This is a genomic window from Victivallis sp. Marseille-Q1083 (genome assembly GCF_903645315.1).
Classification (GTDB): Bacteria; Verrucomicrobiota; Lentisphaeria; order Victivallales; family Victivallaceae; genus UMGS1518.
This window is the reverse complement of record NZ_CAHJXL010000001.1, coordinates 1,736,614-1,748,253: the sequence shown is the minus strand read 5'-3', so window position 1 is coordinate 1,748,253 and position 11,640 is coordinate 1,736,614. Positions and strand designations below refer to the sequence as shown.

At 38.7% G+C, this 11,640-nt stretch carries 9 protein-coding genes and 1 pseudogene; 1 reads left to right on the top strand and 9 read right to left on the bottom strand.

Features of this window, described 5'->3' with window-relative positions; translation table 11 throughout:
- Window positions 1–185: 185 nt before the first annotated feature.
- Window positions 186–389, top strand: a pseudogene (locus tag HWX74_RS20200) (IS1595 family transposase); the annotation flags it as partial.
- A gap of 1,419 nt (window positions 390–1,808) precedes the next feature.
- On the opposite strand, the gene HWX74_RS20630 reads toward HWX74_RS20200, so the two are convergent.
- The 9 genes from HWX74_RS20630 to HWX74_RS07010 form a co-directional block, all read right to left on the bottom strand.
- The gene (locus tag HWX74_RS20630) at window positions 1,809–1,988 is read right to left on the bottom strand and encodes a hypothetical protein (RefSeq protein WP_368506818.1); all 180 of its coding nucleotides are present in this window, start codon (window positions 1,986–1,988) and stop codon (window positions 1,809–1,811) included.
- 43 nt (window positions 1,989–2,031) lie between these two features.
- Window positions 2,032–2,928 (bottom strand): hypothetical protein, encoded by an 897-nt coding sequence (locus HWX74_RS07045; protein WP_176012872.1) that lies wholly within the window; start codon window positions 2,926–2,928, stop codon window positions 2,032–2,034.
- A gap of 175 nt (window positions 2,929–3,103) precedes the next feature.
- Window positions 3,104–4,426 (bottom strand): IS1380 family transposase, encoded by a 1,323-nt coding sequence (locus HWX74_RS07040; RefSeq protein ID WP_176011736.1) that lies wholly within the window; start codon window positions 4,424–4,426, stop codon window positions 3,104–3,106.
- A gap of 307 nt (window positions 4,427–4,733) precedes the next feature.
- Window positions 4,734–6,071: an RHS repeat-associated core domain-containing protein gene (locus HWX74_RS07035; protein WP_176012871.1), complete on the bottom strand. Its 1,338-nt coding sequence runs from the start codon at window positions 6,069–6,071 to the stop codon at window positions 4,734–4,736.
- Between the two features lie 93 nt (window positions 6,072–6,164).
- Window positions 6,165–6,752 (bottom strand): hypothetical protein, encoded by a 588-nt coding sequence (locus HWX74_RS07030; RefSeq protein ID WP_176012870.1) that lies wholly within the window; start codon window positions 6,750–6,752, stop codon window positions 6,165–6,167.
- Window positions 6,753–6,817: 65 nt separating this feature from the next.
- Window positions 6,818–7,717: an RHS repeat-associated core domain-containing protein gene (locus HWX74_RS07025; protein ID WP_176012869.1), complete on the bottom strand. Its 900-nt coding sequence runs from the start codon at window positions 7,715–7,717 to the stop codon at window positions 6,818–6,820.
- A gap of 60 nt (window positions 7,718–7,777) precedes the next feature.
- Complete coding sequence (locus HWX74_RS07020) at window positions 7,778–8,350, bottom strand: hypothetical protein (RefSeq protein ID WP_176012868.1); 573 nt, start codon at window positions 8,348–8,350, stop codon at window positions 7,778–7,780.
- 273 nt (window positions 8,351–8,623) lie between these two features.
- Window positions 8,624–10,396, bottom strand: a complete 1,773-nt coding sequence (locus HWX74_RS20460; RefSeq protein WP_176012867.1) for an RHS repeat domain-containing protein — start codon at window positions 10,394–10,396, stop codon at window positions 8,624–8,626.
- Between the two features lie 28 nt (window positions 10,397–10,424).
- The gene (locus HWX74_RS07010; protein ID WP_176012866.1) at window positions 10,425–11,639 is read right to left on the bottom strand and encodes a hypothetical protein; all 1,215 of its coding nucleotides are present in this window, start codon (window positions 11,637–11,639) and stop codon (window positions 10,425–10,427) included.
- Window position 11,640 lies beyond the last annotated feature (1 nt).

Here is an 11,640-nt window from a genome sequence, read left to right as displayed (position 1 = left end):
TTTTTTTAATAAAAATTGCGTCGGGCAGTTTTTTTGAAGCAGTTTCCTCAAACATGACAACCGGCGACCAGAAGCACAACATCCCGTTCGCGAGCAGTTCTGCTGCCGCAAAGCGAATCCTGACAAAGAGAAAGCCTATCACCTTGCCCAAACGTCCCATTCTTTCCTTTATATTCATTGTATCCGGTTTGATTAAACGAGGCGGAAAGGTCTATACGCAGGTTATCGAAAACTGTTCGGCCCAAGAGCTTTACCTGATTATCAAAAAGCATGTGAGCAAGGAGATGAAGCTGGGGTTGGCAAAAACCAGGCTTAGCAAATTTAAAGGTATTTCGAAAAAAACCTTCTATTTGCACTTGAAAGAATGTGAAGTTCGGTTTAATTACAAAAAGCAAGACATTTGCCCAACCCTTCTTATGAACCAAATTCAAATCGGCGCATTTGCCCCAAGTGCCATCCATAAATATTTGTTTAGCCGCCATCGTAATAGATATTGAAACCGTACCATATAAAAACTGTAATTACTTTTATCTTTAATTGTCTAAAGTATTCCAATTTATATATAAATGAATATAAATTTTACTTCTTCCGTTTCAATATATTTAAAATCAGAAAAACTATTAACGCCAAACAATATCCGTATAGTGCACCTAACAAGATAAATAAATTTATTGCAGTTGGAATATCATCTTTCATTACAAGTAAAAAATTTATTACAGATAAAACAGGATAACAAAAAATGATCGCAATATATTTTAAATTTAAAAAAATTAAAATAAAAAATATAAGAAATACAAATGGAATCCCCCACAAACTATTAAACAATATCTTCTTATAATTCATAACTATTTTCTCAAATTATATCTTATTTAAAAACATATATCGACAATAAAACCAAGGTTGATTAGTTTCTAAAAAATTTTTAAAATCATTTAAGGTATCTAATGTCTTATTCCGAGTCAAATTATACCGTAGTCTGTCTGATTACTGGCGGAATTATGTACAGACAAGAGGTTGCCTTCAGGCTTAGTGATACCATAATCAGCCTGTGCAATCCAATCCTGTATAGGAACAATAAAAGGAGACATTTCTAAATCTTTCTGATTTATTCTATCACCTTCTATGTCACTTTAAGCCTCGAGCCAACTTTTAACTCATTCGCGAATAGAACGGTATTGCTCATGCAAATCATAAATAAGTTATCCTCCTGAATAAATAGTCAGCTATGCAAAATCCCGATACGAGAAGGATAAATCTAGAGTTCTTTCGTTACGAATACTCTTTCTGGCAAGAATATACCACGAAATCACAAATATTTCCATTGAACATCAAGTAATTAAAAGTTTTTTCATCATCGACTAGCTATAAAATGGTTAAATATTTTTTCATGGCCTCCCAACAATAATCTGCCGAATACAATTATCCAGCAGATTATAATTACTATAATATTATTGTATTATATTCAAAAATTTTAACAATATTCCAAATAAAATATATAATACAATAAAACACACACTCCAGATTTTAACTTGCTTTAATTTTCTTTTTGCGACACTGTAGATATATCCCAAAACGCATATACATAGAGTACAAAATGATAAATATAATATTGTTTTATCAATCCGGTTCATTTTATTAATAGACTCACTAACCGTCTCATGAAAAAACATTCCAGAGATACTCCATAAAAGCATAATTAAAAATAATGAAATAATATGCTTAAATACTAGAACTTCTATAATATTTGAAAAAAAGACAACTATTCTTCGCATCCTATTTCCCATCCATATAATATAAACCAATGACAATTAAATCCCCAAAATGTATATGGAGAAGAATCCTCCTGCATTGCGTCTGCCCAATCTAGCAATCGTGTGATCCAAATTATATTGGAAATTCCTCGTCCCGGCCGCATCGGTGATCGTATTCCGGTGTCCCTGCCGGTCATAGCTGTAGCTGACGCCGGGAGTACCATCCGAATAGCTCACCGAACTGAGTTCTGCATTCTCGAATAACCTGATCAACGAAAGATCATCCTATCAGAACGCAATTCGTAATTAATAAAAATAAAGAAATCAATTTCAAACATATCGGCTTAAAAGGTAATAATTTTTTATGTTTTAATTCACTTCCAAAACAATAAAACCAAATGGTGCAAATGGCCAAACAAACAGCTCCGCCTAACAGGCATCCCCAGAACTGAATTGCATTCCATTTGGAATAAGTGATTAACCAACTATTAGAGTTGATCTGTTTCGATGATACGATCGGGTTAATTTGCGTAATATTATTGATATCATCAGAAAAAATCAAATATTTAAAAGAAGTAATCTGAATAACCCCATAAGAATATTTAAATAATTCTTTTGGTGCAATTTTAATTTTTGAACTGTTGTTATTTTCTTGTTTCCATTCATCATTATATCGATTCATTTGAGAAAATAGAGAAATAGATCCCCATGCATATTCACCAAAGAATTTTCCCCAGAAAAAACAAACGCTTAAACAAAGAAACATAAAAAATATTGAATAAATTAATTTTATATAATGCTGTTTAATTTTAGGAAAATGACATTTAAAAATAATGGTAAAAATAATGGAAAATAGCAAACATGGAATATAAATATAGAATACCGGCCACTTTATTAAGCGTTCTAAAATATAAGCTGAATAATATGAATAATTAACAAAAAAAACAACATTTCCATTTTGCCATAAAAAACTATCTCCTGAATTTTCTTTTTTTTCTAACTGTACAGAGTTTTTTGATACTTCAATAAAACCATAGCTAGTTCTTTCCGGTGTAATAGATGTCGAAATTGTACCACCATCTTGATCGTATTGCCAATTACTTACTAAAAATTGTTGATGATCTAAATTGCCATAATTCAATTTTTTATAACCGTCAATTGCTTGATCAATCCCCAACTCTGCAACGGAACTAACCTGAATGTTGCATGAAACTTTCGAATCGTCGAGAAATGTTCAGAAGATTCGGAAGTTTTTATTTTCAGAGTCGGATATTGTCGTTTTTTTGCAAATTGAGCATATTCCCCCTTTCCCCCGTTGTTGTTCGGCGAGCCGGGGACAGCTCTCCAAGGTTTTATTCCCAAGCGATGATTTTCGCAGCGATCAAGCGGAGGAGTTCCTGATTTGGACAAGCACTTGAAAGAGCAACATAAATTTTTCTGGTATTCCGCCGAATAATGGCACCGATTTTCACCAGGTATAAGCGAATGCTGCCGCAGGTAGCCTCGGCAAATTGAGTTCCTGTCAACAACAATGCCCGAAACCGTTCCATGAGAATATAAGCCAAACTTGAAAGCAGAAGCCGGAATTGATTTGCCGCAAAGTCATGGCAGCTCGTCCGATCAGCGAAAAGATCCAGCTGCTGTTCCTTGATCCTGTTTTCCATCTCACCTCGGGCGCAATAGACTTTTTCATAAAGATATTGTCCATCATCATCAAGATTGGTGACGATAAAACGATTATTCGGTCCGGGGGAGTTGAATTCCGCTTTGGCAATCACCCGGCGCGGGTATTTCCAAGTTCCTGCCGCATATTCGAACTGAGTAAACAGTTTTGCTTTTTCATGTGTTTCGTTGTAAAGTGCTTCCGCTTTCACTTGAAGATCTTTTGATAATTCCAGCAAACGTGGATTTTTCGCCAATCCGACAATATATTTGACCTCATTTTTATCACACCAGTTCAGCATTTTCTGCCGACAAAAGCCACTGTCTCCCCGGAAAATAATCTTAACCTTCGGCCATTTCTGCCGAAAGCGCTTTACCAGTAGCGAGAGAATCGCCCAAGCATGCTTGGCCGCATCAATTTTTGATGGACGCAAATAAGCCACAAGCAATTGATCCCCGCAGAAAACATACAACGGCAAAAAGCAATAGTGGTCATAATAGCCATGAAAAAAGCGATTTTCCTGCATCCCGTAAGTGAGGTCATCGGTAGCATCGAAATCAAGAATCAATTCTCGAGGCGGCGTGGAAAAACTTTCGATAAAGAATTCGACAAACAATCGGCTCAAATCTACGCAAGCACGACGATCGATTCCATTTTCGAATCGACATAAAGTGCTTGGAGTGGCGAGTTGACGATCACGACCGACAACAGTTTGAATCAGCGGATCAGTTCGCAATTCATGATGGTCATTGAGATCTTCATGGCCGGCAACCAAACCAAAAACTCGTTGACGAAGCATGCTCAGATAGGAATGCTCAACTTTTCCGGGCTGTCGAAGATCAAAAGAATCCAGCAGGTTACCGGCGCGCCGGGTCAAACCGAGTTTGCGGTCGAATTCTTTCACAAAAAGCAACCCGCCGTCACTGCTGATATCTCCACCGGCGAAATTGAATTCAATTTTTCTGCTTTTCGGACCTTGAAAGACCGGAATCGAAACATTACATTTTGTCATTGGCAGACCTCGGCGTTATATTGTGATGTAAGATATTACAATATAATACGTTAGTCGAGAATCTGCCTCTTTGTTTTTGAAAATTTACGCAATATTCAGGCTAAGATTGATTTGTGGACCTAAATTTATTCCCCATAGAAATATAATATAAGCAAGAAAAATAAGAAATACAATTAAGTTTATAGAGAACGATTTTAACATAAAATCCTCCAGTATTAAAAATATATATATTGTAAAAAAAACAATTTCTCTGCATTCTTAATAAAAAGAATGCAGAGAAAATATTAATTATTTTATAAAATCATATTTACCTACCAAATCCCCTTCGTGGAGGTAGCATCGGAGTCGCAACAACACTTCCGCTGTCACCATCTTTTGATGATATAAGAAAGTGACGTCCAACATCATATCGTAGTCTAACATGCAACTCTCCCTTATATGAGTCAGGGCATTTTTGGCATCTACTATATTTCGCCATTGTCGGTGGTGGTGTAATAGCGAAAGAATCATATCCTGCGGCAGCCCAAGCCGCTCGAGATAGGGATCCTTCTTCCTTGGTTTCCCCCTCAGAAGGATCATATGCAATTCCTCTATAAGTAGAAACTGCTTTTAGCGCTTGAATGCGACTAATGCCACAATAACGATTCATGTTCCCCCATAAAGCATAATTAATAGCCCAAACCTTATAGCATCCTCCTTTATACCCTACCGTTCTATTACAAACTGGATGACGAGTCGATGTACAGCGAAAGGGATCTCCTGAATATGTGGCAGCAAGATCATTTCCTCCTGCTTTATAGAATTCAATAATATCCCATCCCCATTCTGGGTCATAAAGATTACTTACTGAACATACTGCGTCTTTGAGAGTAACACTAATATGTAAAGCTTTTCTAATATTCTTAAACAATCGAAGAAGTTGATCTGTAACGTCTTTTCCGCAACATCCGACAAGACCTAATCGATCAAAAAATTTAGTAATTATATTTCCAATTACTGCATATAAATTCACTCCGCCTTGTTCCCCACTCGGATCTCTGCTGATCCATCGGCCGAGGGCTGGGCTATAGTAACGATAATTGTAATACACCAAGCCGGTTTCTTCATCGAGGAATTCGCTGCTGAAGCGAAACGGATTGCCGGCGGACGCCGTGCCGGAAGCGGTCACGCCGCCGAACGGATCGTAATCGTAATTGGCCACTTCCGTGCCGGCGGTGTTCAACAACCGACGGACGTTTTTGTTGCCGTCAACCACGCAGGTATAGACATTACCGCCGACCTTCTGCCACAACGGCACATCGAAATCGCCGCTCGCTTCCGGCTGCCAGGCATAGCTTTTCGCCAATGTTTTTGCACTGCCGCTTACCGTGAATTCGGCGATCTGCTTGAAGTTGTCGTAAACGAACAGCGACTCCCTGCTCAAGACCCAGTTGCCGCCGCTCTTCGCGTAAACCTTTTTGTTGAATCGCCGGCCGTTGTAATCGTAGGCAAATTCCAGCTTCGTCGAAGTACCGTAGATGGCCTTCAGGCAGTTTTCACCGTTTCGATTGTCGTCATCGTTAATGGTTGCCAATCGTGTCGAAGGCGTAAGTCGCTTTACTATAATTATTCCGGCAGGAAGCGTCACTTTAGAATATTTTTTCATTAAATTTATGGTAAATCGGAATATTCCCTTCAAAAAACTATTTAAAACGTAAAAATGCAATCGTATAATTTAATAAACAATGCTACAATTTCATTATTTATTGTTTTCCCAGTTTCCTTTTTCTAAATTCCAGTGAACAGCAACATGATCTTTTAAATGCCCCTCTTTCTCTTTTAAATTTAAATCATGACATTCGAGCCAAGCACCATCCATAAATATTTGTTTAGTTGCCACCTTATCTCCCAAAACGATCCTTACATCCCAAATATCATCATTATTATAATCATATAATATTATATTTCCATGATCAAATATCCGTCCTCCATTTGTAGACTCCTGCCAAGAAAAAGAATACCTCTCTTGCCCATTATTAAATCTATTATATGTGATATTTACATAATCTTCCAGACTTATTCTACTTAAATATTCTGTTGTAATATTCTCCTTTTCTTGATGCACAATACCTAAAACAATATCATGCTTTTTTGGCCCTTCATTTGTAAATAAAACAAAAGGTGGCTTGGAAAAAAGAAATTTAACTCCCATTGCGCTACAATATTTTTCCGTAATTCGACTCAATTGGAAGCCTGTGATAATTTGTGATAATAATACAAAATTTGCTGGCAATAATAATAAAAACAAAAGTATTATTATAGCTTTATAAAATTTTCGAAATTTCATGATACTACTTCCATTTTACTCCACCCTTTCAAATTATAATTTGAAAGGGTGGAAATTTTTATTAACTAAATATCCAAAAAGAAACGATCATAATTAATTCCTCTCTTATCAAGCTCTCTTCTTAATTCATTCATAACACAGATCAGACATTGCATATCACGATTTGTATTACAGTCATTGATTCGCAACAAATATTCAAGTGCTAGTTCATCTTCTCCTGCATTTCTCAACAACCCGGCTAACGATTTTGCTCTGGCAACATAATGGCCAAAATCTGTCATTAATGAAGTAACAGCTTCCGTAGCTCCCACAGCCTCACCAAAGCCTGTTGGGGAAAACGCTGTAGAAATACCAGTCCAAAGATATTCCCAAAGTTCTGACAACCAACTTTGTCCCAATCGATCACAATTACTTACTATAGAGTTTCCAACGATCACATACAAATTCACTCCCCCCTGTTCTTCAATGGAATCCCTGCTGATCCATCTGCCGAGGGTTGGGCTGTAGTAGCGATAGTTGTAGTATACCAGGCCGGTTTCCTCATCGAGGAATTCGCTGCTGAAACGAAACGGGTTGCCGGCGGACGCCGTGCCGGAAGCGGTCACGCCGCCGAACGGATCGTAGTCGTAATTGGCCACCTCCGTGCAGGCGGTGTTCAACAACCGACGGACGTTCTTGTTGCCGTCGACCACGCAGGTATAGACATTACCGCCGACCTTCTGCCACAACGGCACATCGAAATCGCCGCTCGCTTCCGGCTGCCAGACATAGCTTTTCGCCAATGTTTTTGCTCCGCCGCTTACCGTGAATTCGGCGATCTGCTTGAAGTTGTCGTAAACGAACAGCGACTCCTTGCTCAAGACCCAGTTGCCGCCGCTCTTCGCATAAACCTTTTTGTTGAATCGCCGGCCGTTGTAGTCGTAGGCAAATTCCAGCTTCGTCGAAGCGTTGTAGATGGCTTTCAATTGGTTTTCACCGGGCAACGGGTTATCGTTGATATTATAGATTGGGCCAACATTATTGATCTAGAATAATCTAGATTTTTTCTTCTTCGCATATTTCAATACCAAAAATGTTGTAAATATTATTAATCCTTGTAAAAAGACCGTCCAAAATAGCGCTTCATAGAAAATATCTCTTATCTCGCTATATTTTTTCAGCACGATATACCCAGCTGAATGAATCAAAAAAACCTTTTGATAGCAGCATAAGTATATATTGACAAAAATTGAAATAGCGATATAATATAAAACTTTTCTCTTTTGGAAAAAAACTATAAAACTACAGAGTAGATATGCAATTGTTGTAGGTAAAAAAATGGAATTTACAATAGTGTCGATATACACAGAATTTATGGATGCCATATTAACCTTAACATTTGATCGCATATAAAGATCTTCCGCAAGAGTAACTTTATCAGGAAAAGAGATTTTCTCTTCTTCTGTCAGAGAACTATTTGTTTTATATATAATCGAATTAACCTTAACCAATGACTCTCGCGGAACCGGTCCATAATAAACAATCTTATCTTCATCTTTAAACCTACTAATCAACGATTGCTTTAGTCCTGTATTTTCAGGTAAACTCATAATTTCCATAATCACCTCCAGACCACGTCCATGGGAAGTTGACCAGAAAACCAATCCTAAAGCTTGCCTAATAAAAAAACATCCGATAACAATTATTATTATAGAACTAAAAAGATATATATATTTTTTCATTTTTGATGATACTTTTCTGATATCAAACAATGATATTTTTAGTAAAATATAATCTTGATTTTATTAAACGACAGAGTGTATTTGAAATCCCCTTGCAATCTCAAATACAGGCTCTGTCGAATAATACAAAATTTTAATATATTATTTATCTCATTTTTCCCCAAACCTTTCACGAGGAGGATAATCTGTACTAGTATCAATCAGATGCATTTCGGGACGATTATATAATGTATCACTTGTAATAAATATATGCTGAGTTGCAGAAAACCTTAGACGAGCCGTCAAAGTACCTACATACTTTTGGGTACAAGGAGTACAATTTTTGCTTGTAGCCTCGGGGGGCTTATGATATTCTCCTTTTATTCCAACAACAGCCCAATTGTAACGGGAATTGGTTCCTTGAATCCAAGACTCATTCTCTGAAGCATCTGTGCGTCCGATAGATACAACACGATAAGAGGGTACGGCATCTAATGCATCTTGAGAATCCAATTTACATGCCCGATTGGCAACGCCCCAAAGTAAGTAATTTATAGCAAAAACCTTATGGCAACCACCCAGATATGTAACAGTTTTCTCGCATTCGTGTCCTTCTTTTTTCTTATTACAGCTAAATGTATTAGGATTTATTGCCTGCCCTGCTTCAAAAAACTCAACAATATCCCAACCATAATTGGGATCATATATGTTATTTTTCTTACAAACCTTGTCAAAGACTCCAGGTATTGCTATAACTTTCTCAACATTTTGCATCAATCTAACCAATTTTGCAGTCACATCAACGCCACAACATCCTTCTGCTACTTTCAAGCCTTGCTTATCAGTTAGTAAGGGTATAGAATTTCTTATAAAACCATATAAGTTCAGCCCCCCTTTTTCTCCGATCGGATCCCTGCTGATCCATCTGCCGAGGGTTGGGCTGTAGTAGCGATAGTTGTAGTATACCAGGCCGGTTTCCTCATCGAGGAATTCGCTGCTGAAACGAAACGGGTTGCCGGCGGATGCCGTGCCGGAAGCGGTCACGCCGCCGAACGGATCGTAGTCGTAATTGGCCACTTCCGTGCCGGCGGTGTTCAACAACCGACGGACGTTCTTGTTGCCGTCAACCACACAGGTATAGACATTACCGTCGACCTTCTGCCACAGCGGCACATCGAAATCGCCACTCGTTTCCGGCTGCCAGACATAGCTTTTCGCCAATGTTTTTGCTCCGCCGCTTACCGTGAATTCGGCGATCTGCTTGAAGTTGTCGTAAACGAACAGCGACTCCTTGCTCAAGACCCAGTTGCCGCCGCTCTTCGCGTAAACCTTTTTGCTGAAGCGCCGACCGTTGTAGTCGTAGTCGAATTCCAGCTTCGTCGAAGCATTGTAGATGGCTTTCAGGCGGTTTTCGCCATTCCATTCCAGCGTCCAGTCGTTGTAGCCGGTCAACAGATTGCCGTCCTGGTCGTAACTCGGCGTTACGCTGCCGATCGCGGTATACTGGTTGACGTCATTCGCCGTGTAAGCGGTCGCCGTTCCGTTTGCCGTCATCGTCTGGCGGTTGCCGATCGTGTCGAAGGCGTAAGCGTAATTCTGCCCCGTCACCGCCACGCCGGCCGCCGTTCTCTTCTCGCCGCCGGTCACCTGGCCAAGCTCGTCGTAAGTGTAATTCCAGTTCCGGCTGTCCGGCAAGGTCAGCCTGGTGCGTTGATCCTGGTCGTTGTAGACGTAACTGTAACCGCCAATCGTGGTCAGACGGTTGAAGTGGTCGTAATTCCGCGATGCCGTGAACACCAATGCCGTGCCGGCCTGGAATACCGTCGAGGCCAAGCGGTTCGCGCCGCTCACCCGGCTGTACGCCGCCGTCTGCCCGGACGCCGACACCTGCGACAGACGGCTCATGCCGTCATAAGCGTAAGTTACTTGGATATATTCAGACATACTTTCAAATTCAGAAGAATGAAGTTTATTACCTATCTTTACCGGAAGCGGAGTGAATAGGATTCTGGTTAGTTGCTGAAAGTATTTGGTAAAAATATTCCAGTCTCGTTGTATCTATCATATCAATTGCCTCCAATGCTTCTCCAATTCTGCCACACCAAAATGTTTTCGTGACATGATCAAAACCAACCAGATGCCACTGTATTTTCGATTCAACAACCAAGCCAGTCGGGAAATAATAGAGATCAAAATTACTTCTTATATATTCATTTTCTGGTTGATTGAGATAGTTAACAATAAATTCTGACGGAGGAAGAATTGCGTGTTCATTGAAATAAAATTGAACATTCCAACTGAGCATAAGGAAATAGGTATATGCATAATTAATTTGCATTCTTGATCTAATAGGGTAAAGCGTAGAATTATCAGAATTTTTGGATTGCTCAGAAAGACGATTTTGAATAAAATTTTCTGTTTTACGACAAATTTCCGGACTATTGAGTTGTCCAATAGAAATAATGAAAATCATTGAAATTGTAATAATAATCCATATCGGAATTTTATTTCGGAATTTCCTCATAAACAAATAAGCAATCAAACCGCCTTCGCAAGCACTCAAACAGGCAATCGCTGGTAAAAAATTAATTTCAAAATAAGTCTGTACTGGCGGCAGTAAGAAAGGAAGTCCACATTCCACAAGCCAAGCAAGCAATGCCGCAGGGAAACTGAATAATAAGCTCATAAAAAAACCAATTGGCTCAAATTCCGAATAAAGCCAAAGCAGCAAACGGCTACTGCAAATGGCAAAAAGTGCTGTTATCGCTAGAAAAGCAACTCCATAACCAAAAGCATGAACAGCCATTAAAGTATGGAATTGACTTTTGATTACCTGATGCCAATTTTTACATTTAAAAATATTCTTATACCACCAAGTAATCACGAAAATTCCACAGGAACTATAAAATAAAAATAAAAGAATTACTGCAATTGGCTGATAGTAAATTCCATGAATTCCAAGTTCAAAGGCAGTCATATCTTTGCCAATAATAGCACCACTAATTCCCAATAACCAATTGCCAGGAATATCTATCAATAAGTGAACCATAAAAGGTTTTTCTATTGATGATTCCAAGTAATATGGGGACGTATGTCCCCATAGAAATATACCTAAAATATTAATTAATGTGATAGCGGTTCCCCAGCCAAAATACTTCATTAATCTTCTGATGATCATTCTTCTCATA

Coding starts and splice junctions, on each gene's coding strand:
- HWX74_RS07010 (WP_176012866.1), bottom strand. CDS start 11,639: ATGAGAAGAATGATCATCAGAAGATTAATGAAGTATTTTGGCTGGGGA.
- HWX74_RS07040 (WP_176011736.1), bottom strand. CDS start 4,426: ATGACAAAATGTAATGTTTCGATTCCGGTCTTTCAAGGTCCGAAAAGC.
- HWX74_RS20460 (WP_176012867.1), bottom strand. CDS start 10,396: ATGTCTGAATATATCCAAGTAACTTACGCTTATGACGGCATGAGCCGT.
- HWX74_RS07020 (WP_176012868.1), bottom strand. CDS start 8,350: ATGGAAATTATGAGTTTACCTGAAAATACAGGACTAAAGCAATCGTTG.
- HWX74_RS07030 (WP_176012870.1), bottom strand. CDS start 6,752: ATGAAATTTCGAAAATTTTATAAAGCTATAATAATACTTTTGTTTTTA.
- HWX74_RS07035 (WP_176012871.1), bottom strand. CDS start 6,071: ATGAAAAAATATTCTAAAGTGACGCTTCCTGCCGGAATAATTATAGTA.